The 24,624-nt window shown below is 63.7% G+C and carries 19 protein-coding genes and 1 pseudogene; 14 read left to right on the top strand and 6 right to left on the bottom strand.

Annotated elements, in window-relative coordinates; genetic code table 11:
* The first annotated feature begins 281 nt into the window (after positions 1 to 281).
* The 3 genes from TGR7_RS04710 to TGR7_RS04720 all read left to right on the top strand — a co-directional run bounded on the left by TGR7_RS04710 (position 282) and on the right by TGR7_RS04720 (position 5,009).
* On the top strand, positions 282 to 1,298 hold the full coding sequence (locus tag TGR7_RS04710) for an IS110 family RNA-guided transposase (protein WP_012637516.1): 1,017 nt from the start codon (positions 282 to 284) through the stop codon (positions 1,296 to 1,298).
* Positions 1,299 to 1,684: 386 nt separating this feature from the next.
* Positions 1,685 to 2,701 carry an IS110 family RNA-guided transposase gene (locus TGR7_RS04715; RefSeq protein WP_012637516.1) on the top strand — a complete coding sequence of 339 codons (1,017 nt, stop codon included), beginning with the start codon at positions 1,685 to 1,687 and terminating at the stop codon, positions 2,699 to 2,701.
* A gap of 406 nt (positions 2,702 to 3,107) precedes the next feature.
* Entirely contained in the window at positions 3,108 to 5,009 is a 1,902-nt protein-coding gene (locus TGR7_RS04720; protein WP_012637517.1) for a SurA N-terminal domain-containing protein, read from the top strand.
* 104 nt (positions 5,010 to 5,113) lie between these two features.
* Here TGR7_RS04720 and TGR7_RS04725 read toward each other — a convergent pair whose 3' ends face one another.
* Entirely contained in the window at positions 5,114 to 5,902 is a 789-nt protein-coding gene (locus tag TGR7_RS04725) for an enoyl-ACP reductase FabI (protein ID WP_012637518.1), read from the bottom strand.
* Between the two features lie 323 nt (positions 5,903 to 6,225).
* On the opposite strand from TGR7_RS04725, the gene TGR7_RS04730 reads away from it, so the two are divergent.
* From TGR7_RS04730 to TGR7_RS04745, 4 genes are all read left to right on the top strand, one after another.
* Positions 6,226 to 8,094: a peptide-binding protein gene (locus tag TGR7_RS04730; RefSeq protein WP_012637519.1), complete on the top strand. Its 1,869-nt coding sequence runs from the start codon at positions 6,226 to 6,228 to the stop codon at positions 8,092 to 8,094.
* 125 nt (positions 8,095 to 8,219) lie between these two features.
* The gene (locus TGR7_RS04735) at positions 8,220 to 9,602 is read left to right on the top strand and encodes an ABC transporter permease (RefSeq protein WP_012637520.1); all 1,383 of its coding nucleotides are present in this window, start codon (positions 8,220 to 8,222) and stop codon (positions 9,600 to 9,602) included.
* Complete coding sequence (locus TGR7_RS04740; RefSeq protein ID WP_012637521.1) at positions 9,595 to 10,791, top strand: ABC transporter permease; 1,197 nt, start codon at positions 9,595 to 9,597, stop codon at positions 10,789 to 10,791. Before TGR7_RS04735 ends, TGR7_RS04740 begins: the two co-directional genes overlap by 8 nt.
* Before the next feature lie 202 nt (positions 10,792 to 10,993).
* Entirely contained in the window at positions 10,994 to 12,709 is a 1,716-nt protein-coding gene (locus tag TGR7_RS04745) for an ABC transporter ATP-binding protein (RefSeq protein WP_012637522.1), read from the top strand.
* A gap of 349 nt (positions 12,710 to 13,058) precedes the next feature.
* Here TGR7_RS04745 and TGR7_RS04750 read toward each other — a convergent pair whose 3' ends face one another.
* The 3 genes from TGR7_RS04750 to TGR7_RS04760 are packed head-to-tail and all read right to left on the bottom strand — an operon-like array spanning position 13,059 to position 16,399.
* Positions 13,059 to 13,868, bottom strand: coding sequence for an FHA domain-containing protein (locus tag TGR7_RS04750; protein WP_012637523.1), 810 nt, complete (start codon positions 13,866 to 13,868; stop codon positions 13,059 to 13,061).
* Positions 13,869 to 13,875: 7 nt separating this feature from the next.
* Positions 13,876 to 14,706, bottom strand: coding sequence for a Stp1/IreP family PP2C-type Ser/Thr phosphatase (locus TGR7_RS04755; RefSeq protein ID WP_012637524.1), 831 nt, complete (start codon positions 14,704 to 14,706; stop codon positions 13,876 to 13,878).
* Between the two features lie 22 nt (positions 14,707 to 14,728).
* Positions 14,729 to 16,399, bottom strand: coding sequence for a LysM peptidoglycan-binding domain-containing protein (locus tag TGR7_RS04760; RefSeq protein WP_012637525.1), 1,671 nt, complete (start codon positions 16,397 to 16,399; stop codon positions 14,729 to 14,731).
* Positions 16,400 to 16,538: 139 nt separating this feature from the next.
* Here TGR7_RS04760 and TGR7_RS04765 point away from each other — a divergent pair, with 139 nt between their 5' ends.
* From TGR7_RS04765 to TGR7_RS17010, 6 genes and pseudogenes are all read left to right on the top strand, one after another.
* Positions 16,539 to 17,285 carry a class I SAM-dependent methyltransferase gene (locus TGR7_RS04765; RefSeq protein ID WP_245523030.1) on the top strand — a complete coding sequence of 249 codons (747 nt, stop codon included), beginning with the start codon at positions 16,539 to 16,541 and terminating at the stop codon, positions 17,283 to 17,285.
* Positions 17,278 to 17,730 carry a ribonuclease HI gene (gene rnhA / locus TGR7_RS04770; RefSeq protein ID WP_012637527.1) on the top strand — a complete coding sequence of 151 codons (453 nt, stop codon included), beginning with the start codon at positions 17,278 to 17,280 and terminating at the stop codon, positions 17,728 to 17,730. The genes TGR7_RS04765 and rnhA overlap by 8 nt, the downstream gene beginning before the upstream one ends.
* A 238-nt stretch (positions 17,731 to 17,968) precedes the next feature.
* Positions 17,969 to 18,694, top strand: a complete 726-nt coding sequence (gene dnaQ / locus TGR7_RS04775) for a DNA polymerase III subunit epsilon (RefSeq protein ID WP_148211466.1) — start codon at positions 17,969 to 17,971, stop codon at positions 18,692 to 18,694.
* 91 nt (positions 18,695 to 18,785) lie between these two features.
* Positions 18,786 to 19,019: pseudogene (locus tag TGR7_RS04780) on the top strand (CDGSH iron-sulfur domain-containing protein); the annotation flags it as partial.
* A 204-nt stretch (positions 19,020 to 19,223) separates the two neighbouring features.
* Positions 19,224 to 20,582: a COG3904 family protein gene (locus TGR7_RS17425; RefSeq protein ID WP_148211467.1), complete on the top strand. Its 1,359-nt coding sequence runs from the start codon at positions 19,224 to 19,226 to the stop codon at positions 20,580 to 20,582.
* Between the two features lie 21 nt (positions 20,583 to 20,603).
* Positions 20,604 to 21,044 (top strand): hypothetical protein, encoded by a 441-nt coding sequence (locus tag TGR7_RS17010; RefSeq protein ID WP_081434314.1) that lies wholly within the window; start codon positions 20,604 to 20,606, stop codon positions 21,042 to 21,044.
* Between the two features lie 30 nt (positions 21,045 to 21,074).
* Here the strand turns inward: TGR7_RS17010 and TGR7_RS04785 are convergent, their stop codons facing one another.
* The gene (locus tag TGR7_RS04785; protein WP_012637531.1) at positions 21,075 to 22,382 is read right to left on the bottom strand and encodes a methyl-accepting chemotaxis protein; all 1,308 of its coding nucleotides are present in this window, start codon (positions 22,380 to 22,382) and stop codon (positions 21,075 to 21,077) included.
* A gap of 568 nt (positions 22,383 to 22,950) precedes the next feature.
* On the opposite strand from TGR7_RS04785, the gene TGR7_RS04790 reads away from it, so the two are divergent.
* On the top strand, positions 22,951 to 23,475 hold the full coding sequence (locus TGR7_RS04790; RefSeq protein ID WP_012637532.1) for a GNAT family N-acetyltransferase: 525 nt from the start codon (positions 22,951 to 22,953) through the stop codon (positions 23,473 to 23,475).
* A gap of 284 nt (positions 23,476 to 23,759) precedes the next feature.
* On the opposite strand, the gene TGR7_RS04795 is transcribed toward TGR7_RS04790, so the two are convergent.
* Positions 23,760 to 24,467 carry a PEP-CTERM sorting domain-containing protein gene (locus TGR7_RS04795; RefSeq protein ID WP_012637533.1) on the bottom strand — a complete coding sequence of 236 codons (708 nt, stop codon included), beginning with the start codon at positions 24,465 to 24,467 and terminating at the stop codon, positions 23,760 to 23,762.
* Positions 24,468 to 24,624 lie beyond the last annotated feature (157 nt).

Here is a 24,624-nt window from a genome sequence, read left to right on the forward strand (position 1 = left end):
GAGAACTGGGTGTCGAAAGGCCAAGATTTCTCGCCAAGACGCGAAGACGCCAAGAAAACACCAATTAAATGTTCTCCCCGTGGCCCCGTGTCTCCGTGAGAGGACCGGTTGTATGGTTGGCTTACCAGAAACCCGATTCTCTCACGGAGACACGGGGCCACGGGTAAAGCCGATCAAAGTGTTTTCTTTGCGATGAGATGGTCTCCTCCCTCTTTCTAGCTCGGCATCTGAGGTGCCACGATGGAGACGTTAACAACCATCGAATGAAGAAGGAGGAGACCATGTCAGAGATTACTACTGTAGGTCTGGATCTGGCAAAGAACGTGTTCCATGCGGTATGTCTGGATCGCCATGGGGGTGAGGTACGCAAGAAGGTGCTGCGCCGCGCCCGGGTTCTTGAATGGTTTGCCAATCTGACGCCCTGCCTGGTGGGCATGGAGGGCTGTGCGGGGTCGCATTACTGGGCCCGGGAGCTGCAGGCGCTGGGTCATGAGGTGAGGCTGATCCCGGCCCAGCACGTCAAGGCCTATGTGCGGGGTCAGAAGAACGACTACAACGATGCCCGGGCGATAGCCGAGGCGGTGGTGCGCCCGGGGATGCGTTTCGTGGCGATCAAGGAGCAGGTGCAGCAGGATGTGCAGGCGCTGCACCGGATGCGCGCGGGTGTGGTGAGCGAGCGCACGGCGCTGTGCAATCGGTTGCGCGGGCTGTTGACCGAGAACGGGATCGTGTTGAGCCAGGGGATAGGGCGGTTGCGCCGACACATCCCGGCGTTGCTGGAGGATGGCGAGAACGGGCTCAGTGGTCTGTTTCGGGAGTTGCTGGCGCGAGGTTACCGCCAGCTGTGTGAACTCGACGATCATATCGAGTACTACAACGGGCTGATCGAGCGGGGTGCGCGGGAGCGGGAGGCCGAGCGGCGGCTGCGCACGATCCCGGGGTTTGGGCCGGTGTTGGCCAGTGCGTTTCATGGCGCGGTGGGCGATGGGCAGGGCTATCGCCGGGGGCGGGATGTCTCGGCCTCGCTGGGCGTGGTGCCGCGTCAGCACTCCAGCGGTGGCAAGGCGGTGCTGCTGGGGATCAGCAAGCGTGGAGATGGGTATCTGCGCAGCCTGCTGGTGCACGGGGCGCGTTCGGTGGTGCTCAGAGCACCGGGCAAGGAGGACCGCCTGAGCCGCTGGGTGCAGCGCCTGGTGGCCGAGCGGGGGGTGAACAAGGCCACGGTGGCGCTGGCGAACAAGCTGGCACGCATCGGCTGGGCGGTGTTGCGCCATAACACGGTCTATCAACCGGCCTGAGCACGCCCCAAGGGCGCGCCCTGAATACGATGTTTGGAGGTTGATCCTGCCGACGATTGCGAAGGCGATGTGAGAGAAGATGACAAACAGGTCAGACCGGCGTATCGAAAACCTGGCCAAGACGCGGGCCCCTCTGTGAGGCCGACTTAGCGATAAGGACGATACGCGCGCATTTCATCAAGGTCAGAAGGCAGGCGTGCCTTCATCAACAGGCCGGATATACGACCGCAATCCTGTCCCTGTCAGAACCGACCACAGAGCCTTGCAAAACGGGAGGAGACCATATACGTCTTGGCGATGAGATGGTCTCCTCCCTCTTTCTAGCTCGGCATCTGAGGTGCCACGATGGAGACGTTAACAACCATCGAATGAAGAAGGAGGAGACCATGTCAGAGATTACTACTGTAGGTCTGGATCTGGCAAAGAACGTGTTCCATGCGGTATGTCTGGATCGCCATGGGGGTGAGGTACGCAAGAAGGTGCTGCGCCGCGCCCGGGTTCTTGAATGGTTTGCCAATCTGACGCCCTGCCTGGTGGGCATGGAGGGCTGTGCGGGGTCGCATTACTGGGCCCGGGAGCTGCAGGCGCTGGGTCATGAGGTGAGGCTGATCCCGGCCCAGCACGTCAAGGCCTATGTGCGGGGTCAGAAGAACGACTACAACGATGCCCGGGCGATAGCCGAGGCGGTGGTGCGCCCGGGGATGCGTTTCGTGGCGATCAAGGAGCAGGTGCAGCAGGATGTGCAGGCGCTGCACCGGATGCGCGCGGGTGTGGTGAGCGAGCGCACGGCGCTGTGCAATCGGTTGCGCGGGCTGTTGACCGAGAACGGGATCGTGTTGAGCCAGGGGATAGGGCGGTTGCGCCGACACATCCCGGCGTTGCTGGAGGATGGCGAGAACGGGCTCAGTGGTCTGTTTCGGGAGTTGCTGGCGCGAGGTTACCGCCAGCTGTGTGAACTCGACGATCATATCGAGTACTACAACGGGCTGATCGAGCGGGGTGCGCGGGAGCGGGAGGCCGAGCGGCGGCTGCGCACGATCCCGGGGTTTGGGCCGGTGTTGGCCAGTGCGTTTCATGGCGCGGTGGGCGATGGGCAGGGCTATCGCCGGGGGCGGGATGTCTCGGCCTCGCTGGGCGTGGTGCCGCGTCAGCACTCCAGCGGTGGCAAGGCGGTGCTGCTGGGGATCAGCAAGCGTGGAGATGGGTATCTGCGCAGCCTGCTGGTGCACGGGGCGCGTTCGGTGGTGCTCAGAGCACCGGGCAAGGAGGACCGCCTGAGCCGCTGGGTGCAGCGCCTGGTGGCCGAGCGGGGGGTGAACAAGGCCACGGTGGCGCTGGCGAACAAGCTGGCACGCATCGGCTGGGCGGTGTTGCGCCATAACACGGTCTATCAACCGGCCTGAGCACGCCCCAAGGCCGCGCCCTGAATACGATGTTTGGAGGTTGATCCTGCCGACGATTGCGAAGGCGATGTGAGAGAAGATGACAAACAGGTCAGACCGGCGTATCGAAAACCTGGCCAAGACGCGGGCCCCTCTGTGAGGCCGACTTAGCGATAAGGACGATACGCGCGCATTTCATCAAGGTCAGAAGGCAGGCGTGCCTTCATCAACAGGCCGGATATACGACCGCAATCCTGTCCCTGTCAGAACCGACCACAGAGCCTTGCAAAACGGGAGGAGACCATATACGTCTTGGCGAGAGAACCATCTTTTCAGGCTCGAGCGTCCCACGCATCCCCCGGCGGGCTCAAATTCGCTATCATGGGCGGATTGCACTGAATCCAACGTCAAAAGCGACCCCACAACCATGCTGCAGAAGATCAGAGACAAGGCCACGGGCTGGATTGCCTACGTCATCGTCATCCTCATCAGTATCCCCTTCGCCCTCTGGGGCCTGAACGAATACTTCGGCGGCGCCCCTGCCCAGGTGGTGGCCGAGGTCAACGGCGTGGAGATCCCCGCCCGGGCCTACCAGCAGGAATTCCAGCAGCAGCGCCAGCAACTGGCGCAGATGTTCGGCGGCCGCATCCCCTCGGGGGCGGTGGACGAGAACATGATGCGGGAGAACGCCCTGCAGACCCTGATCCGGCGCGAACTGGTGGCGCAGATGGCCGAGGACAAGGGTTTCCGCATCAGCGCCTCGGCCGTGGCCAGCGAGATCCGCGCCGTGCCCGGTTTCCAGCGTGACGGCGTGTTCGACCCGGAACGCTATCGCCAGATCATGGAGTCACAGCGCCGCAGCCCGGCGGAGTTCGAGGCCCGGGTGGCCCAGGCCATGCTGCTGGAGCAGTTCCAGAGCGGCTACCAGCGCAGTGCCTTCCTGCCCGAGGCCATGGTGGAGGACTTCGTGCGCCTGCGCCACGAGCGCCGCCAGGTCAGCGTGCACCGCTTCCCGGCCGAGGCCTATGCCGAGCGGGTGCAGGTGAGCGAGGATGACATAGCCGCCTTCTACGCCGAGCACGGCGAGCAGTTCCAGACCCCGGAACGCCTGCGTCTCGCCTACCTGCTGCTGGACGACGCCACCCTGGCCGAACAGGTCAGCGTGACCGAGGATGATCTGCGCCGCGAGTACGAGCAACGCAGCGACCGCTTCACCCAGCCGGAGGAGCGCCGCGCCAGCCATATCCTGATCCGCGTCGAGCCGGGTGCGGATGCCGATACCGTGGCCGCCGCTGAGGCACGCGCCCGGGAAGCGCGGGCGCGCATCGAGGCCGGCGAGGACTTTGCCGAGGTGGCCCGTGCCGTGTCCGACGATCCCATGGCCGAGACGGCCGGTGGCGATCTGGGCTACATCGCCCGGGGCGATATCGATCCCACCCTGGAGGGCGTGCTGTTCACGATGCGGGTGGGTGACGTGAGTCAGCCGGTGCGCACGGGTCTGGGCCTGCAGATCGTCAGGCTCACGGACATCGAGGCCGCCAGGCGCGAACCCTTCGAGGCGGTGCGCGACGAAGTGGAGGCGGAGTTCCGCAGCCGCCGCGTGGAAGGCCTGCACATCGAACTGACCGAGCGTCTGCTCACCGAGAGCTTCGAACAGCCCGGCACCCTGGAACCGGCCGCCGAGGCCACGGGGCTCTCCATTGCCTTCACCGACTGGTTCACCCGCCAGGGCGCTGACGAGGGCATTGCCTCGGAGCCCGAGGTGCTGCGGGTGGCCTTCAGCCAGGAGGTCCGTCAGGGCCGCAACAGCGACCTGATCGATCTGCCCGACGGGCGCGTGGTGGTGGTGCGCCTGCACGAGTACGAGCCCGCCGCGCCCCGGCCCCTGGAGGAGGTGGCCGAGGAGATCCGCCTGCAACTGGTGTGGGAGGAAAGCCGCAGGCTGGCCGAGGCCGACGGCGCCCGGGCGCTGGAGGCACTGCAGGCCGGCAGCGGCTGGGCGCAGAGCCTGGAGGGTCTGCCCGGTGAGAGCACCACGGAGCTGTGGGTCAGCCGGGATTCCGGTGAACTGCCGGGCGCCGTGACCAGCCGGGTGTTCACCCTGAACCGGCCCGCCGACGATCGGCCCGTTTTCTCCGGCCTGTCCCTGCGCGATGGCGATTACGTGCTCGTCGCCCTGTACGCCAGCGAGCCCGGCGAGGTGCGCCCGGCGCGCATGAACGAGGCCCGGCAGCAGCTGGCCAATCTCTATGGCGGCCTGGAGTTCGAGGCCCTCTACCAGGCCCTGGAGGCGCAGGCGAAGATCCGCATCTTCAGGGAAAACCTGTGATGAAGTGGGAAGGGTGAATCGGGAAGTGGGAAATAAAAAAGGCGAGCCAATGGCTCGCCTTTTTCATGACTTCGTACTTCTCAATTCACCCTTCCAACTTCAATTCACACTTCCGCGGGCCCGAGCCCGATGATGTTGTAGCCGGAATCCACGTACAGCACCTCGCCGGTGATGCCCGAGGACAGGTCGGAGGCCAGGAAGGCGCCGGTGTTGCCCACGTCCTCGATGGTGACGTTGCGGCGCAGGGGTGCGTTCTTCTCCACGTGATCCAGGATCTTGCGGAAGTCGCCGATGCCGGCGGCGGCCAGGGTACGGATGGGGCCGGCGGAGATGGCATTCACCCGGGTGCCCTCGGGGCCCAGGGTGTAGGCCAGGTAGCGCACGTTGGCCTCAAGGCTCGCCTTGGCCAGGCCCATGACGTTGTAGCTGGGCATGGCACGCACCGCGCCCAGGTAGCTCAGGGTGATGATGGAGGCATTGCGGTCCTTCATCATGTGGCGTCCGGCCTTGGCGAGCGCCGCCAGGCTGTAGGAGCTGATGTCGTGGGCGATGCGGAAGCCGTCGCGGGTGATGTTGTCCAGGAAGTCGCCCTCCAACTCCTCCTTGGGCGCGAAGGCCACCGAGTGCACCAGCACGTCCAGGCTGTCCCAGTAGTTGTCCAGGTGCTCGAACACCGCTTCCACTTCCTGGTCGCTTTCCACGTTGCAGGGCACCACGATGTCGGAATCGAATTCCGCGGCGAATTTCTCCACCCTCTCCTTGAGACGCTCGTTCTGGTAGGTGAAGGCCAGTTCGGCGCCTTCACGCTTCATGGCCTGGGCGATGCCGTAGGCGATGGATCGGTTGCTGGCCACGCCGACGATCAGGGCGCGCTTGCCGGTGAGAAAACCCATGTGATTCTCCTGTGCTTGGGTGCCGCGCATGTTCGGTCGCTGCGCGGTCGAATGAACCTGCTCACCGATGGGGAGTCTGAACGCAACGGATGGCCTCGAACGGCACGGGCTGCCACATCACCCATCGGGGATGGCCGCATCATACTATCGCCCCGTGCCGGCGTTCCACTCCGCTGCTCGCAATCCGGTCCGCTGCCGCGCGGCGCGCGGGGCGGATGAAACGGACGCGGAATCCATCTATAGTCGAGGCGACTTTGCATACGAACGAGCCGAGACGGCCTCCCTGGTGAGGCCGCAATCGGCCTGGATGGACACGGAGCCCCATGGAAACACGTTTTGCCGCCAAAGACCTGACCCTGATCCTTGGCCTGGTCATCCTGGGCGTGATGCTGATCCTGCTCATGTACCAGGTGGACCGCCAGTGGAGCCGCATGAGCGAGATGCAGCGGGCCATGCAGGAGCAGTCCGACGATCTGCGTCGGCTGCGCGTGGCCCTGCAGTCCCTGGAGACCCGGGTGCGCAGCGGCGTGGCCGTGGGTGCAGGGGAGGGGGATCAGCTGGCCGATGTCCCGCCCGCCTTCCGGCGCGCGCAACAGGCCGCCGCCCAGCCCGACTTCGCCCCCGGCGACTGGCTGGTGCAGGCCTTCCCCACGGGGCTGAGCACCATCACCCCTCTGGTGTCCGCCGACGCCTATTCCCGGGAGGTGCAGAACTACGTGCTGGAGTCCCTGATCACCCGGGATCCGGACACCCTGGAATGGCAGGGCCTGATCGCCCGGGACTGGACCATCAGCGAGGACGGACTCACCATCACCTTCCGCATGCGCCCCGACGTGAACTTCTCCGACGGCGTGCCGCTCACCGCCCACGACGTGGTGTTCACCTGGGCCTTCATCATGAACGAGGCCATCGCCGCGCCCCGTTCCCGGGCCTACCTGGAGAAGCTGGAGAAGGTGGAGGCCCTGGATGATCACACCGTGGCCTTCACCTTTGCCGAGCCCTACTTCAACAGCCTGTCCCTGGCCGGCGGCCTGGAGATCATGCCGAGGCATTTCTACGCGCGTTTTCTGGACGATCCCGAGGCCTTCAACCGTTCCCGCGGCCTGCTGCTGGGTTCCGGCCCCTACCGGCTGTCCGACCCCGAGGGCTGGACTCCGGACCAGGGCCTGGTGGAGCTGGTGCGCAATCCGCGCTACTGGGGGCCGGTGGATCCGCCCTTCAACCGGGTGCTCTGGCGTGTCATCGAGAACGACAGCGCCCGCCTGACCACCTTCCGCAACGGCGAGATCGACGCCTACGGCGCACGTCCCCGTGAGTACCAGCGCCTGCTGGAGGACGAACAGTTGCGCAGCCGCACCCGGCACTTCGAGTACATGAGCCCCACCGCCGGCTACAACTACATCGGCTGGAACCAGGAGCGGGACGGGCGTGCAACCCGCTTCGCCGATCCTCGGGTGCGCCAGGCCATGAGCCACCTCACGCCGATCGAGCGCATCATCGACGAGATCATGCTGGGCTATGCGGAGCCGGCGGTCAGCCCCTTCAACCCCCGCAGCCCGCAGCACGACACGAGCCTCGAACCCTATGCCTTCGACATCGAGCGGGCCACGCAGCTGCTGCACGAGGCGGGCTACCGCAGCCGCAACCGTGACGGCATCCTGGTGGACGAACAGGGCAGGCCATTCGAGTTCGAGCTGGTGTTCTTCCAGGACAACGAGGACACCCGGCGCATCGTGCTGTTCCTGCGCGACATCTACGCCCGGGCCGGTATCCTGCTGCGTCCGCGGCCCACGGAGTGGTCGGTGATGCTGGACCTGCTCACCCGCAAGGACTTCGACGCCATCACCCTGGGCTGGACCAGCGGCGTGGAGACCGACATCTACCAGATGTTCCACTCCAGCCAGACCGTGGCCGGCGGCGACAACTTCATCAACTACCGCAACCCGGAACTGGACCGGCTCATCGACCAGGCCCGGGCCGAGGTGGACGAGGCCGCGCGCATGGCACTCTGGCAGCAGGTCGAGCGCATCCTGTACGAGGATCAGCCCTACACCTTCCTCATGCGCCGCCAGACGCTCGCCTTCATCGACCAGCGCCTGCACAACCTGCAGATCACCAATCTGGGCCTGAATCTCGGTGCGGTGCCCGTGGAGACCTATGTGCCAGCGGATATGCAGAGGTACACGAGATGATTCAGATTCAAAATTCAAAATTCAAAATTCAAAGTTTGATGGTGACGTTGCAATCTCGAGGTGTGCGCGATGGCCAGCAGCATGCCCTTTGAATCTTGAACTTTGAATCTTGAATTGCCTTTCCCGTGACCACCTATATCCTGCGTCGCCTGCTGCTCATGTTCCCCACCCTGCTGGGGATCACGCTCGTGGTGTTCGTGGTCATGGCCGCGGCCCCCGGCGGCATCAGTGCCCAGGCCCTGGTGGACGGCCTGAACCTGGAGCCCCAGGCCAAGAAGGCCCTGGAGGACTACTACAATCGCCGCTACGGACTGGATCAGCCGGCGCCGGTGCAGTACCTGCGCTGGTTGAACAACGTCTCGCCGGTGGGTTTCCAGATCGACGAGACCACCGGCGAGCTGGGACGCTTCTCCTTCTTCAAGGGCTCTGACCTGGGCATGAGTTTTCGCTACGGGCGCCCGGTGATGGATCTGATCGCCGAGCGCCTGCCCATCACCCTGCTGCTCAACGTCGTCTCCATTCCCATCATCTACGTCATCGCCATCGCCGTGGGGGTGCATGCCGCCACCCGCCGGGGCAGCAGCTTCGATGTCAGTTCCAGCGTGGTGATGCTCGGGCTGTGGTCGGTGCCCACCATGCTGGCGGGCGTGCTGCTGATCGGTTTCTTCGCCTCGGACCAGTTCTGGCGCTGGTTCCCCACCGCCGGCATCAGCCGGCGCGAGGCCCTGGACATGCCCTTCCTGCCCCACTGGGGCAGCCTGGGCGAGGTGTTGTTGCTGTTCCTGGCGGTGGGGCTTTGCGCCGCGCTGCTGGTGTGGCTCAGCCTGCGCGGCACGGCACGCCTGCGCATGGCGCTGCTCGGCGCGCTGGGCGCCGGGGCCGGCGTGGTCATGGCCGGGCAGGTGAGCGAGGGCTTCAGTGCGACTCAGGTCGTGCTGGCGCTGCTGGTGGGCGCCGCCTTCGCGGGCATCGGCTGGAGCGGTTTCCAGGCGCTGCGCACCGTCACCATGGGGCTCATCGGCGTGATCCTGGGCATCCTGCTGGTGGCGCAGTTCTTCCCCGGCGAGTTCGTGCGCGGCTTCCTGCTGGACCGGCTCTGGCACCTGGTGCTGCCGGTGATCTGCCTGTCCTACGGTGGCTTCGCCTTCCTGGCCAAGCTGACCCGCTCCTCGGTGCTGGAGAACCTGCTGGCCGACTATGCCCGCACCGCCCGGGCCAAGGGCGTATCGGAAAGCGATGTGTTGTGGAAGCACGTGTTTCGCAATTCCCTGCTGCCCCTGATCACCGTCTCCGCCACTCTCCTGCCCAGCCTGCTGGCGGGCTCGGTGATCGTGGAGACCATCTTCAGCATCGACGGCATGGGCAAGCTGGCGGTGGAGGCGGTGCGCGGCCGCGACCGGGAGCTGGTGCTCTCGGTGACGCTCATCAGCGGCCTGCTGACCCTGGCCGGCTACCTGCTGGCGGATCTCTGCTACGCCATCGTGGACCCGCGGGTGAGCTATGACTGAGTCGCTCGCCACCGCCAAGCCCGCCTCTCTCGCGCCCCGGCGCAGCTACAGCGCTCAGGTGTTGCGCGAGGTGTTCCTGCGCTGGGGTGCCCGGGTGGGGCTCGCCTGGATCCTGGTGCTGGTGGGCGTGTCGGTGTTCGCGCCCTTCATCGCCACCAGTCATCCCCTGCTGCTCTCCGAGGGCGGGCGGCTCTTCAGCCCCGCCCTGCGCCACCTGACGCCGGCGGACGTCACCATCATGGCGGTGTTCCTGGCGGCGGTGGCGGTGCTGTTCTGGCGGGTGGCGTTCCGCAAGCGCCTGGCAGTGGTCCTTGGCGTGCTGGCGCTGAGCGCGACGCTCAGCTACAGCCTGATCACGCCGCCCTCCCTGGTGATCTTCGAGCAGTACCGGGAGGCGGAGGCCGCCGGGCAGTATGACTGGGTGTGGCGTGCGCCGATTCCCTATTCCCCCAAGGACTACCTGCGTGATTTCGGCGACACCGGCCTCGAGGCCCCGCTCGAGAGTGCCGAGCGGCGCCACTGGCTGGGCACGGAGGAGAACGGCGCAGACGTGCTCTCACGCATGATCCACGCCTCGCGCATCGCCCTGGCCATCGGCTTCATCGCCACGGGCATCGCGCTCGGCATCGGCGTGATCATCGGCGGCCTGATGGGCTACTTCTCCGGCATCGTGGACATCATCGGCATGCGCCTGGTGGAGATCTTCGAGGCCATCCCCACGCTGTTCCTGCTGCTCACCTTCGTGGCCTTCTTCGGTCGCAGCCTGTACATGATGATGATCATCATCGGCATCACCTCCTGGTCGGGCTATGCCCGCTACGTGCGCGCCGAATTCCTCAAGCTGCGCCAGCAGGAATACGTACAGGCGGCGGTGGCCTGCGGCCTGCCGCTGCGCTCCATCCTGTTCCGCCACATGCTGCCCAACGGCGCCGCGCCCATCCTGGTGGCGGCAAGCTTCGGTGTGGCCTCCGCCATCCTCGCCGAGGCGACGCTGAGCTTCCTGGGCCTGGGCCTGGTGGACGATCCCTCCTGGGGCCAGATGCTCAACCAGGCAGTGCAGTCCTCCACCTTCAACTGGTGGATGGCGGCCTTCCCGGGCGGCGCCATCTTCCTCACGGTGTTCGCCTACAACCTGGTGGGCGAATCCCTGCGCGACGCGCTGGATCCGCATTTGAAGAAGAGCATCTAAACAGTCAACCGTATTTGACGCAGAGCACGCAAAGACGCAGAGAACGCAAAAGACCACAGGCAATCATGCGGGATCATTGGAGTAGTCTTTACTCGACATGAGATAAACGATGAGGCTATGTATGACCGATCTTTCCTTTGCGCCCTCTGCGTCTCCGCGTACTCTGCGTTAATGACATGGTATGTAGATCTAAGGCCCTTACATGCTGCTTGAAGTGAAAAATCTCCAGACCCATCTGCGTGCCGGCGGGGAGACCGTCAAGGCGGTGGATGACGTGAGCTTTCACATCGAGCGGGGCGAGACCTTCTGCCTGGTGGGGGAGTCGGGCAGCGGCAAGTCGGTCTCGGCCCTGTCGGTGATCCAGCTCCTGCCCCGGGACATCAGCAGCCATCCGGGCGGCGAGATCTGGTTCGAGGACCGTCAGCCCGACGGGCGCATCGAGCGGGTGGACATGCTCAGGCTCTCCGAGGAGCGGCGCCGGCAGATCCGCGGCAGCCGCATCAGCATGATCTTCCAGGAGCCCATGACCTCGCTCAACCCGGTGTTCACCGTGGGCGACCAGATCGTCGAGGCCCTGCGGCTGCACCGTCCCGAGATGGGCGATGCCGAGGCCCGTGAGCGGGCCGTGGCGGCGCTCGCCCAGGTGCAGATCCCCAAGCCGGACGAACGTTTCCACGAGTTTCCCCATCGCCTCTCCGGCGGCCAGCGCCAGCGGGTGATGATCGCCATGGCCATGGCCTGCGAGCCGGACCTGCTCATCGCCGACGAGCCCACCACCGCCCTGGACGTGACCGTGCAGGCGGAGATCCTGCGCCTGATGCGCGAGCTGCAGGAGAAAAACGGCATGGGCATCCTGTTCATCACCCACGACTTCGGCGTGGTGGCGCAGATGGCCCGTCGCCTGGCGGTGATGAAGCTGGGCAAGATCGTGGAGACCGGCGAGGTGAAGAAGGTGCTCACCGAACCGCAGCATCCCTATACCCGACAGCTGATCGAGGCACTGCCCGAGAACCTGCGCAAGCGTCGTGCGTCGACGGTGATCGAGTCTCCTGCCACGGTTGAGCCGCCGCGGATCGCCGAGGCGCCCCTGGTGGATCTGAACGATGTGCGTATCCACTTCCCGGTGCGCAAGGGTCTGATGCGCCGGGTGGTGGATCACGTGCGCGCCGTGGACGGCGTGACGCTCAGCATCCCGCAGGGCCAGGTGCTTGCCCTGGTGGGGGAGTCCGGCTGCGGCAAGACCACCCTGGGACGCGGCATCCTGCGGCTGCAGGACATCACCAGCGGTTCGGTACGTTTCGAAGGCGAGGACATCAGCACGCTCAGCCCCCGGGAGATGCGTCCCTTCCGCCGGCGCATGCAGATCATCTTCCAGGACCCGGCCTCGTCTCTGAATCCGCGCATGACCGTGGCCGGGGCGCTCACCGAACCCATGGCGGTGCACGGCATCGGCGGGTCCCTGGAGGAGCGCCTGCACCTGGCCCAGCAGGTGCTCGACCAGGTGCAGCTGCCCGCCGACAGCCTGTGGCGCTATCCCCACGAGTTCTCGGGCGGTCAGCGCCAGCGCATCGGCATCGCCCGGGCCCTGGTGCTCAACCCGAGCTTCATCGTCTGCGACGAGGTGACCAGCGCGCTGGACGTCTCGGTGCAGGCGGAGATCCTGCAGATCCTGCTGGCCCTGAAGGCGGAGCGCGGCCTCACGCTGCTGTTCATCACCCACAACATCGGCGTGGTGGAATACCTGGCCGACACCATGGCGGTGATGTATCAGGGGCGGGTGGTGGAGTACGGCCCGACGGAGCAGGTGAGCAACCGTCCCCGGGACGATTACACCCGCAAGCTGCTGGCGGCGGTGCCGAGGCTGGATCTAGCCCGCATATCTCACCGGTCGGACACCGGCGGACGCATAACAGCCTGAAACGCAAGTGAAATACACCGAAATGTTCGGTGAACTCAGCATGACAGTTTGTTCCCGCCGGTATCCTATCGCGGTTCAGGCTCGTCTTCACGTCCGTAGGCTTGCTCTTCACTCAACCCATAGCTATTGCTATGGGTTTCGCTCCAGAGCGGCGCCTACGAACGCGAATCCTTCGCCTGCCTCCGCGATCCCGGTGAGATATGCGGGCTAGTGGCGTGAATGGAAGTTGGAAGTGTGAATCGGGAAGTGGGAAAGGAAGTTGGAAGTGTGAATTGGGAAGTGCGAAGTAGGGATTGGTTTACACTTCTCACTTCTTACTTCCCACGTCTTACTTCCCGCTTCCCACTTCTTACTTGGTCACAAACTCCATCCGAATGCCCGCGATATCGATGATGTCGCCATGCTTGAGCAGGCGGGCCTGGTTGCCGATGGGCTGGTCGTTGACCTTGGGGGATTCGCCGCTGGCGCCGGCGTCCACGCGCACCAGCACGTAGCCCTGGGCGCGCTTGGTGATGGCGGCCACCTGCACGCCGGGTCGGCCCAGGGTGGTGAGGTTCTTCACCAGTTCCAGGCTGCGACCGGCGTTGGGGCCGGAGAGGATGCGCAGCGTGCCAGTGCCCGCGGTCGCAGGCTGCGGGGCAGGGGTTGCTGCGGCCGCGGACCGGGGGGCGTGATGGGGGGCAGGGGTTCCGGCCGGTTCCGGGCGGGTGCCGGTGCGGCGGGTTTCGCCCGCCGGGGCAGGGGTGGTCTCGATCTTGCGCACGGCCTTTTCCATGCCGGCATCGGCCTGGGTCTGGGGCAGGCCCAGGGCATCCATGCGCACGATCATGGTCTTTTCCAGGTTGTCGGGCGTCAGGGTCTTCACCGGGCCGGTCTGGTGGGTGAAGCGCAGGCGATAGTGATGGATGTTGATCTCGTCGCCTTCCTGCAGCGCCCGCTTGCGGATGCGCACGCCGTTGACCCAGGTGCCGTTGGTGCTGCCCAGGTCCTCGATGAAGCTGTCGTTGAGCAGGGTGATGACCTGGGCGTGATAGCCGCTGACCGCGTGGTTGTCCAGATGGATGTCGTTGTCCGGCTTGCGACCGATGGTCAGGGTCTCCCGGCTGAGGGGGATGTCCTTCAGGAGCTGGTCGTTGAGCGTGAGGATGAGACGGGCCATGGCTGTCCTAGCTGCGTTTTAGGATCTTCGTGATCCGTTTATACCACGGCAGATCCTTCGGGTGGGTGTCGAGCACCCGCGTCAGCACCACGGAGACGTTGTCCCGCCCGCCCGAGTTGAGCGCCCGCTCCACCAGCCGCTCGGCGGCGGCCTCGATGTCGGGCGCGGCCTCCAGCAGGGTGCGCTCGATGGTGCTGTCGTCGATCATGTCGTTCAGGCCGTCCGAACACAGCAGGTACACGTCGCCCGGCAGGGCCAGGCCTTCCAGCACATCCACCGCCACGCTGGGTTCGATGCCGAGCGCGCGGGTCACCAGGTTCTTGTTCTGGGCGGTGCGCGCCTCTTCGCGATTGTAGTAACCGTGGTCCACCAGTTCCTGGATCAGGGTGTGGTCGGTGGTGAGCTGCTCCAGGCGCCGGTCCCGCATGCGATACAGGCGTGAGTCGCCCACGTGGGCGATGGTCACCTGGTTGCCGTGGAAGGCAGCCATCACCAGGGTGGTGCCCATGCCCGCGTGGCGGGTGTCCTGCTGGGCGGCCTGGTAGATCTTGTGGTTGGCCCGCAGGATGGCCTCGCGCACGGCCATGGTCTGGCGGGTGTAACCCAGTTCCGGGTCCAGCTCGCCCGGGTTCAGGCCGGGCAGCACCCGCTGCAGTTCGTCCAGGATGGTATTGACCGCAATCTGGCTGGCCACCTCGCCGCTGGAATAGCCGCCCATGCCGTCGGCCAGCACCACCACGCCCAGGTGCGGGTCGTTGCCGATGGCGTCCTCGTTGTGGCTGCGCACGTGGCCGGTGTCGGTGCGGCTGGCGACGAGAATCGGGGCCGTGTCGTTCACGTGCGCTCAGAGTCCTGGGGCGTCATGCCCCGCCGCCCTGGTTGGTGACGTCCACGTGCAGGGTCAGGGTCTGTCCGGGGCGGATCAGATTGCCGTTGCCCAGGTTGTTCCAGCGGCGGATGTCAGCCACGCTGACCTGGAAGCGCTGGCCGATGCTTGCCAGGGAGTCCCCGGGGCGCACGGCATAGTTCACCGTCTGGCGCCGCGCGGCCGGGTTCTGCAACTGCGGCGGACCCGCCGAGGCCACCGGACCGGCGTCGCTGCTCAGCCACACGGACAGGCGCTGGCCCGGGCGCAGGGTGTCGCCGGGGGCCATGCCGTTCCAGCGGGCCAGTTCCTGCACCGAGACGTTGTAGCGCCGGGACAGGCCCCAGAAGGTGTCGCCCGCCTGGACCAGGTGCTGGTGCTGTACCCGGCCGGCCGGCCCGCGCGCCTGGGTCTGGGTGCGGCGCTGGTCGGCCGTCAGGGTGTAGGTGGAGGCCGGTTCGCTGGCGCTCGGCACCAGCAGGTACTGGCCTGCGCGGATGTTGCTGCCGCGGAGGTTGTTGGTGCTCTGCAGCATGGCCACGGTGGTGCGGTACTGGCGGGCGATCTGGATCAGGGTCTCGCCCTCCTGGATGCGGTGGCGGTTCCAGACCACCCGCTCGGAGGCATCCAGCGCGGCCAGACCCTCGCGGAAGGCCGGTGTGCGGTCGCGGGGCAGCAGCAGGTGGTGGGGGCCTTCAGGATCGGTGGCCCAGCGGTTGAAGCCCGGGTTGAGCTGGTAGACCTCTTCCAGGTCCAGGTCCGCCAGGCGCGCCGCCACGGCGAGGTCCAGCTGGCCGTCCAGCTGCACCAGTTCCAGGTAGGGCTCGTCGGGCACCGGCCAGAGTTCCACGTGGTAGGCCCAGGGGTCTTCCACCAGGCTGCGCAGGGCCAGCAGCTTGGGCACGTACTGGCGGGTCTCCCGGGGCAGGTCCAGGCTCCAGAAGTCCGTGGGGCGGCCCAGGCGTTCGTTCCGCTGGATGGCCCGGGCCACGGTGCCCTGGCCGGCGTTGTAGGCGGCGAGCGCCAGCAGCCAGTCGCCGTCGAAGCGCTGGTTGAGCTGCTGCAGATAGTCCAGGGCGGCGGTGGTGGAGGCGTGAATATCGCGGCGCCCGTCATACCACCAGTTCTGCTTCAGGCCGAAGTGGCGCCCGGTGGAGGGGATGAACTGCCAGATGCCCGCCGCGCGGCCGTGGGAATAGGCGAAGGGCAGGTAGGCGCTTTCCACGATGGGCAGGAGCAACAGCTCCGTGGGCAGGTCCCGGGCCTCGATCTCTTCCAGGATGTAGTGCAGCAGGGGTTCCGCCCGGGCGGTCACCCGCTGGATGAAGTCGGGGCGGCACAGGTGCCACTGGATGTGGGGCTGGACGCTGGGGTGGTGGCGGTAATCGGGCATACCCATGCCGGCGCGCACCCGGCCCCAGATGTCCTCGCTGGGCGGGCTCTCGCCCACGGGGATGTCCCGGGAGGGGGTCAGGTCGGGGAAGGGGGTTGCTTCCTCCAGGCCGAGCAGGGTCTGCTCGGCGTCCGCCAGTCGTACGGTGTCGGTTTCTTCAGTGATTTCAACCCGTTCCGGTTCATCGGGTTGAGAGGGGAGGCTGCCGCAGGCGCTCAGCAAGAGGGCCGCGGGCAGCAGCGCGGCGATGACCATGAAACGGATGGGGTTCATGGGTGCCAAGGATAGCGACCGGGGGGTACCCTCCACAACCCTGAACAGTGGCATCCATCGGGTCGTCTAGACGTCTGTCGGACGTCGCTGTGTACGGACCGTCATGGACTTGCCCGGCCCATGGGATATGCTGTCGGCCATGAACCCCTCCGACGCCATCCGCGACCGACAGGACCTGCGTGCCTGGTACGCCACGCCGCCCGGCGAGGCGCTCAGGGCGGAACTGCGCCGCTATGCGGCCAGCGTGGTGCCCCAGCTGTTCGGCTACCATGCCCTGCAGGTGGGTGATCTGGGTGAATCCCTGGATATGCTGGAGGGCTCGCGCATCATCCACCAGGTAAGCCTGAGCCTTACCCCCCCGGCCCAGGTGCTGGCCCAGCCCCGGGCCCTGCCCGTGCAGTCCGACACCCTGGACGTGGTGGTCCTGGCCCATGTGCTGGAATTCTGCTCGGATCCCCACCAGGTGCTGCGCGAGGTGGACCGCACCCTGGTGCCCGAGGGGCATCTGCTCATCGTCGGTTTCAATCCCTTCAGCCTCATGGGCCTGCGTCGCCTGTTCGCCGGGCGCGGGGGGATGGCCCCCTGGCGCGGGCGCTACTACAGCGTGTTTCGCATCAAGGACTGGCTGCGCCTGCTGGGTTTCGACCTGGTGGCCTGCGTGCCCGCCGGCTTCCGTCCGCCGCTGCGGGGCGCCGGGCTGTTGCGCCGCCTGCAGTTCATGGAGACACTGGGCGCCCGTTTCTGGCCGTACTTCGGAGGTGCCTACGTGATCCTTGCCCGCAAGCGTGTCGCCACGCTCACCCCCATGCGCCCCCGCTGGCGCCCGCGCCGCCGGCTCGCCGCCGGGCTGGCCAGTTCCGGGTTGCGGAGACAGGGTCGTGGCTGAGTCCCAGCGGGTGGAGATCTACACCGACGGTGCCTGTCGCGGCAATCCCGGTCCCGGCGGCTGGGGCGCCGTGCTGCGTTTCAAGGGCAGGGAGCGCACCCTCAAGGGCGCCGAGGCCGAGACCACCAACAACCGCATGGAACTGACTGCCGCCATCATGGCCCTGGAGACCCTGACCCGTCCCTGCGCCGTGGATCTGACCACCGACTCCCAGTACGTGAAGCAGGGCCTGACCCAGTGGATCCACGGCTGGAAGCGCAAGGGCTGGCGCACGGCCGACGGCAAGCCGGTGAAGAACCAGGACCTGTGGATGCGCCTGGACGCCGCCGCCGCCCGCCACGAGGTGGCCTGGCACTGGGTGCGCGGCCACACCGGCCACCCGGAAAACGAACTGGCCGACCAGCTGGCCAACGAGGCCATCGACGAGATGCTGGCAGGGGCCTGAAGGCAAACGCGGCGCAAAGATGTGAAGAAAACCGTGATTGCTGATCAAATTCTGATTTCCCCGTGGCTCCGTGCCCCCGTGAGAGAACATGTGTTTGCCTGGCTTTAAGGAAACAGGCTTCTCTCACGGGGTCACTGGGACACGGGGAACCCAATTAGGTGTTTTCATGTTTCACGATTTTGCGTCTTCGCGTCGAAATCTTTTAATGTCTGTCCGTCACGCCTGAACCGAGAACCCCATGAACAATCGCGTCGAGATGTCCGACAACAACCACCGCCAGGTGGTGCTGGATACGGAAACCACCGGTCTTGAGCCGGCCCAGGGTCATCGCATCATCGAGATCGGTTGCGTGGAGCTGGTGGGGCGACGCATCACCCGGCGCACTTTCCACCACTACCTGCAGCCGGACCGGGAGATCGACGAGGGCGCGCTGGCGGTACACGGCATCAGCAACGAGTTCCTGGCCGACAAGCCGCGCTTCGCCGACGTGGTGGACGAGTTCCTGGAGTTCATCCGCGGCGCCGAGCTGGTGATCCACAATGCCCCCTTCGACGTGGGCTTCCTGGACCACGAGCTCAAGCTGCTGGACGCCGCCCGTGGCCAGGTGACCGACTACTCGAGCATCCTGGACACCCTGGACCTGGCCCGGCGCATGCACCCGGGCCAGCGCAACAGCCTGGACGCCCTGTGCAAGCGCTACCAGATCGACAACTCGGGGCGCGAGCTGCACGGCGCCCTGCTCGACGCCCGCATCCTGGCGGATGTCTATCTCGCCATGACCGGCGGCCAGACCACCCTCTCCCTGGGCGGCGAGGCTGCGGGCGTCAATGGCGAGGCACGCGCCGAGAGCATCCGGCGTCTGCCCGAAGCCCGCGCGCGCCTGCGGGTCATCCGCCCCTCGGAGGCGGAATTGCAGGCCCACACCCGTCTGTTGGAAAAGCTCAATCCGCCGTCCCCCTGGTAGTCCCCGATCCCTGCGCCGCAGCGGGGCAGGGCAGTGAACAACAACCGACAACAAGACACTGACAAGCAAGCAACCCGAAGGAGACTTTTACATGAGCAACTGCAAGCCCGAGATCGCCGCCAAGCAGCCCATCGCCGTGCAGCTGGAGGCGGGCAAGAAATACTTCTGGTGCGCGTGCGGCAAGTCCAAGAAGCAGCCCTTCTGCGACGGCTCCCACCAGGGCAGCGGTTGCGAGCCGGTGGCCTTCACCGCCGAGAAGACCGGCGAGGCCTGGCTGTGTCAGTGCAAGCGCACGGGGAATGTGCCGTTCTGCGATGGTAGCCATAACAAGCTGTGAGGGGGTGCTGAACAAGTCCAGGACGGACTTGCCAGTGCGTGCAGTACCCGGTACACGCCCTGACGCTGCTGCTCGAGTCAAATTTGTAGGTGTTCGATTCGCGGGCGGTTCGTCACTGACTGCGGAAACGCCGAGTTATTAAGCGTTTCCTAAGTATATTCAGGCCGTTGATGGTGAGGCTAGTTTTTAGGTGTGCTCATTTACATTTTCGATGCCGGGGTGGTTATTGTCATGTTTAGGTGGTCTATATTTGGATTTATTTTTGCATTAACTGCCGCTACAGTTAATGTACTAAGCGCTGAAGAAAAGATAAATGGAGGTGCATATTTTTCATATTTTCCTAGTCATGATGTTGTGGTCATTGACGGTGAGATAGTTGAAGGTGATTACCAAAGATTTCTGGCCGCTTTGCTGTCATCAGGTTATGGGGCAAGTATTTTTATTTCATCGCCTGGAGGTGATCTGCATGAGGCAATGCGCATTGGCAGATTAATACGTAAAATAGGGTATGTTACTGATATCCCTACTGCGCGACCGGATGCGAGTTGTACCCCTCTCTACAATATTCAGCACTGTACCTGCGATAGTGCATGTTTATTTATTTGGTTAGGAGGTATTAAGCGAGAGGGAGATTATATTACCGTTCACAGGCCATACATAGAGCCATCATCGCTCAGAGAAATCACCGCAGACGAGGCACGTGAGCATTCATTGCTGATAGCAGAGTGGGTGGCTGACTATTTTCAAGAAATGGGCGCTCCTCGTGCGCTGTGGGATCGAATGTCGTCAGTATCCTATGACCGTGTCGAAAGGTTGAGTCAGTCCTATATTGAGAGGAATCTCTCTGGGGTTTCTAGAGATTATGAGGATTGGTCAATAGCGCGTTGTGGAAGGCTTGATGCTGGATCCTCGCGCGATACTTATATAAGTACATGGGCTTGTTTGAATGAGTTGTTTTATAGGCATCGAGAGTCGAGGTTTAATGAGGCTCTGGTTGGTGCTTTAGAAGAGCTTAGAATTGCCGGGCAGATAACCGATGAGCTTGCTGCGTATTTGCCGTTCATTGGTTCGGAGACAATCGTTAACAATTTGGTTGGTAAGTCCTATAAGCACGCCTCAAAGGTGTTGGGTTTACATGGCTTCGGGGATCCTGTGGCTTGGGTTGAGGATGTCGCTGGGAAGTGTGTGACTATTTCTTACTTGGGCGTGGTTTGCTTCGATGCCGATGGGATCGTAACACAAATTAGCATGCCTTATTACAGTGCTGATGGGGCAACGTTGTTTACTCCGACTAGGGCTTACAAAGGTAAGTCCTTGCATCCTTTCTACTATGGAGTTGCTAAGGGTGAAGTTGATAATTTTATAACTGCTTCGGAGGTTGCAAGTTACAGCGTGGTGGATACAGTATATACGTCTTTATATGTAGGTGAGAATGAGGATTATGTGGTGACTTATAATGCTGTAGACGACACTTTAAGGAATCTTCAAATAAATTATAAAGGATATGTCGCTGAGCTCTTGGGGCTTAGCGGTTCAGTCAATGAGCGGTGAAGTTTGCGCTTTGGCTTGATTATGTACGAGATTGCTAGGATTGTTGCTGGTTTTGCTACCGCTATTGGTGTTGCAATTGCTGCATGGCAAATATGGCGTACTGCTGAGCAATCAAAAACTACATTTGAGGATGCGCTTTCAAAAGAGTACAGAGAGTTGATAAGGGCTGTTCCATATAAGGCTCTGATTGGGCAAGAATTGACTGACGACGAAATCTTAGGTTGTAAGGACGCAATCTTTAACTACCTCGATTTCTGCAATCAACAAATTTATCTAAGATCGAAAAAAAGAATCCGCTGCGATACTTGGATGGAATGGCAGGATGGGATGAAGGTTAATATGACACTTCCTTTGTTCTCCGAGGTGGCGGCTGAAGTTTTTTCTCAACTTCCTGATGTTTTTGAGGGCTTGCGCAGGGTAATGCAAGAAGGTTTCAAGTCTGATCCAGCGCAGTGGTATTAGACGTATCTTTATAGCGAGCCTTTTATCGCCTCACGCCACCCTGGGAATCGAGGACACCAGGTCCACCACGTGGGTGGCACCGCTGCGGATCTCATCCACCAGGGTGCCTGCGGAGATGACCTGCTGACGACCCCTTTCCGCGGCCTCGCTGACGTTCTCGATGCGTGTGACGATCTCCGTGGTGTACTGGAGATTGCCCTGGAGTACGCGGGTGATTTCCTCCGTGGCGGTGCTGGTGCGGGCGGCCAGCTGGCGGACCTCGTCGGCCACCACGGCGAATCCGCGCCCATGCTCGCCGGCGCGGGCCGCCTCGATGGCGGCGTTGAGCGCCAGCAGGTTGGTCTGGGAGGCGACGCTGCTGATGGTGGCGACGATGGTCTCGATGTTCTTGGACTGGCTGTTGAGGTCGTGGATGGCGCGCTTGGCCTCATCGATGAGCGCGCGGATCTGTTCCGAGTTTTCCACAGAGGCGAGCAGGGACGTGTAGCCCCGTCCGGCGTTGTCGGCGGTCTGCTGTGCCGTGGAGTAGGCCACGGCGGATGCGTCGCGGATCTTGTTGGCGGCGTCGACGCTTTCGGTGATGTCGGTGGCGAATTTGATCACCTTCACGGTCCTGCCCTGTTCGTCCAGGATCGGGTTGTAGCTGGCCTCGAGCCAGAGCTCGCGGCCATCGGAACGCAGCCGGCGGAACTTGCCGGTCATCAATTCCCCGGCAGCAAGCTGTTCCCAGAAATGGGGGTGATCGCGGTAGAAGGCCTCGTCGCAGAACATGCGGTGATGTCGTCCGCGGACCTCGTCCAGCCGATAACCCACGGCATCCAGGAAGTTGCGATTGGCATCCAGGATCTGGCCTTCGGGGGTGAAGGAGATGACGGCCATGGACCGGTCCAGGGCCTGGAACACGGCCGCCTGATCGCGCAGCTGTTCCTGCTTGGCAGTCACGTCGGAGGCGATCTTGATCACCCGGGTGACCCTGCCCGAGGCGTCCCTGACGGGGAAATAGGTGGCTTCCAGCCAGAGGCGCCGGCCGTCCGCCCTGCGGCGGGGGAAGGTGCCTGCATGGGATTCGCCCCGGGCGAGCCGCTCCCAGAATTGCCTGTATTCGGTGGACTTGACGTAGGACGGGTCACAGAACAGGCGATGATGGGCGCCAAGCACGACCTCCCGGGTGTGGCCCGTGGCGGCCAGGAACTGCTCGTTCACATCCAGGATTTGTCCATCTGGCGTGAATTCAATGTAGGCCACCGAGGCCCGGATGGCATCGAATGCGAAGCGGGTCTCGGCCAGGGCCTGTCGACATTCGGCCAGTTCGTTGTGCAAGCGCTTGTTCAGAATCATGAGGCCTCCCCGGAGTATTCGCGTGGCCACGGTGGCCACGGATATCTTATGCACAACATATACATTAATTGTACATGATTCCCGGGAATGCACCAGTGGGGTGCAAATAGCCGCCTGCCCTGATATCAGGCTGCGGTGTAATTCGACGAATAAACATATAGATAGTGGTTTGTGGGTGCGCCTTCCGGGTGGCTGGTGGTGATTTCGGGGTGTACAGGTGGGGCAGATCATGCCACTAAGCGCCCAAGGGAAATCCGGGTCGCGGATGTGCGGAGAAAATGCCCCAGTCTGCGCAGAACCGGGTCAACCGGCTGGCTAAATTCTGATCAGGGTCTATGCTCCATTGTCATAAATGCGGCTTCAGGCAAGTTCCAGGCCTGAAAGCGGCACAATCAAGGGCTGATTCATACACACTGGGGGATCCATGGTGAACAGGCCATCCTGTCCGATGGTGCTCACCGCTCGTTCCTGTCTTCTCGCAGGTCGTCCGGCCATGTCTGGCTGCGCGATCTGCGTGCCGTGCTTTCGCCCATCATCCTGTCGGCACTAGCCCCGGGAGCCTTTGATCATGCAATGGCAGGGAAGCGAGGTGCAGGGGGGTGGCTGGACCATTCGCGAGTTCGAGGAGGAGGACCTGGACGCCGTTCTGCGGGTGTTCCAGGACGCGGTGCGCAAGGTGGCGGCCCGGGACTATATCCCCGAGCAGGTGGAGGCCTGGGCCCCCGATCCCCCGGATCAGCCTTCCTGGTGTCGGCGACTGGCCCGCTGCGCGGTGTTCGTCTACGTGGTGCAGGGGCAGGTGGTCGGGTTCATCGCCATGGAGGCCAACGGGCATGTGGACATGCTGTTCGTGGACCCCGGCCACCTGCGGCGTGGCATCGGCACCGCCCTGCTGGACCATGCCAGGGCCTGGGCCCTGGAGCGGGGCGTGCGCCGCCTGACCACCGATGCCAGCATCACCGCACGACCCTTCTTCGAGCATGCCGGCTTCCGGCTGGTGGAGCATCGCATCGTGCCCCTGCGGGGCATGATGTTCCGCAACTTCCACATGTCGCTGGATTGCCGGCCGGGGCCGGGTTCTGATACGGGTTGATTGAAAAAATCATTCTCTCGCGGAGACGCAGAGACGCGGGGAAAAAACAAAACACGATCTCTCGCAAAGGCGCAAAGGCGCAAAGGCGCGAAGAAAAATCCTTGAACTTAAATGTGCATTTCTTGGCGTCTTCGCGCCTTTGCGAGAGACCCGGTTTTGTTTTTGACTTTCCCTGCGCCTCTGCGTCTCCGCGAGAGAACAGGGTTTTCAGACATCAAGCGCAGATACAAAAAAGCCCGCACCTCTCTCGGTGCGGGCTTTTTCATGCGCTGCGTTTCAGGCGATCAGGCCGAGTGGCGGCGGCGCATGCCCATGGCCAGGGCCAGCAGGCCGATGCCCAGCAGGGCCAGGGCGCCCGGCTCGGGGACGCCGATGGGCTTGGGCGTGATCACCAGCAGGTTCTGGGACCTGTCGGAGGTCAGCACGTACATGTGGAACTGCTCGACGGTCTCACCCAGATCATTCAGCCAGCCGTTGGCGATGCCCTGAGCGCTACCGAAGGCGTTGCTGCGGAAGCTGCCGTTGGAGAGGCTGGTGTTGCTGGTGGTCTCGTTGATGATCTCCCACAGGCCCAGCTGGAAGGCCACGTTGGTGGCGGTGCTGCCCAGGCTAGTGTGGTTGTTGCCGTACAGGCTCTGAATCGCGCCCAGCTGGCTCGCAGAGAAGTAGTCGCCGGCATTGACCACGTTGTAGGTGACCGTGCTGCTGGTGTTCAGGGCAATCCCGGTCTCGATGCAGAAGGCCTCGACCCGGCCGCCCCACTCCACATCACCACTGCTGCCCAGGACATTGAATCCGAACAGGCCGGCGTTCACGTTCAGACTGCCGCTGCCACCGATGAGGTTGCCGTTGGTGTCGTACAGGGTGCCGGTCGTGGAGCCGCCGACGAAGCCGGTGTACCGAAGGTCAACGGTGTTGGCGCTGGCACTGCCGAAGGCCAAAAGACCCAGCACCAGCAGCAGAACGGCAGATATCCTGTTAACGATTTTCATATCCCTGGACCTCATTGTCGGTTTTTCTTGCACAACCGCCGTTGCAGTGTGCTCTAAGTCACAATGAAGCAGGAAGTGTGCCAGGGTTCTGGTAGCCTTATTTTGCTTGGCTTTTTGTGAGCCATGCCACGCGGACCGGGGAAGATTTGTAAGTTAT

The organism is Thioalkalivibrio sulfidiphilus HL-EbGr7 (assembly GCF_000021985.1).
GTDB classification, from domain to species: Bacteria; Pseudomonadota; Gammaproteobacteria; order Ectothiorhodospirales; family Ectothiorhodospiraceae; genus Thioalkalivibrio_A; species Thioalkalivibrio_A sulfidiphilus.

Bases quoted from the DNA above. Each gene is read 5' to 3' on its own strand.
- TGR7_RS04710 (WP_012637516.1), top strand. From the start codon at position 282: ATGTCAGAGATTACTACTGTAGGTCTGGATCTGGCAAAGAACGTGTTC.
- TGR7_RS04715 (WP_012637516.1), top strand. From the start codon at position 1,685: ATGTCAGAGATTACTACTGTAGGTCTGGATCTGGCAAAGAACGTGTTC.
- TGR7_RS04720 (WP_012637517.1), top strand. From the start codon at position 3,108: ATGCTGCAGAAGATCAGAGACAAGGCCACGGGCTGGATTGCCTACGTC.
- TGR7_RS04725 (WP_012637518.1), bottom strand. From the start codon at position 5,902: ATGGGTTTTCTCACCGGCAAGCGCGCCCTGATCGTCGGCGTGGCCAGC.
- TGR7_RS04730 (WP_012637519.1), top strand. From the start codon at position 6,226: ATGGAAACACGTTTTGCCGCCAAAGACCTGACCCTGATCCTTGGCCTG.
- TGR7_RS04740 (WP_012637521.1), top strand. From the start codon at position 9,595: ATGACTGAGTCGCTCGCCACCGCCAAGCCCGCCTCTCTCGCGCCCCGG.
- TGR7_RS04745 (WP_012637522.1), top strand. From the start codon at position 10,994: ATGCTGCTTGAAGTGAAAAATCTCCAGACCCATCTGCGTGCCGGCGGG.
- TGR7_RS04750 (WP_012637523.1), bottom strand. From the start codon at position 13,868: ATGGCCCGTCTCATCCTCACGCTCAACGACCAGCTCCTGAAGGACATC.
- TGR7_RS04760 (WP_012637525.1), bottom strand. From the start codon at position 16,399: ATGAACCCCATCCGTTTCATGGTCATCGCCGCGCTGCTGCCCGCGGCC.
- TGR7_RS04765 (WP_245523030.1), top strand. From the start codon at position 16,539: ATGAACCCCTCCGACGCCATCCGCGACCGACAGGACCTGCGTGCCTGG.
- dnaQ (WP_148211466.1), top strand. From the start codon at position 17,969: ATGAACAATCGCGTCGAGATGTCCGACAACAACCACCGCCAGGTGGTG.
- TGR7_RS17010 (WP_081434314.1), top strand. From the start codon at position 20,604: ATGTACGAGATTGCTAGGATTGTTGCTGGTTTTGCTACCGCTATTGGT.
- TGR7_RS04785 (WP_012637531.1), bottom strand. From the start codon at position 22,382: ATGATTCTGAACAAGCGCTTGCACAACGAACTGGCCGAATGTCGACAG.
- TGR7_RS04790 (WP_012637532.1), top strand. From the start codon at position 22,951: ATGCAATGGCAGGGAAGCGAGGTGCAGGGGGGTGGCTGGACCATTCGC.
- TGR7_RS04795 (WP_012637533.1), bottom strand. From the start codon at position 24,467: ATGAAAATCGTTAACAGGATATCTGCCGTTCTGCTGCTGGTGCTGGGT.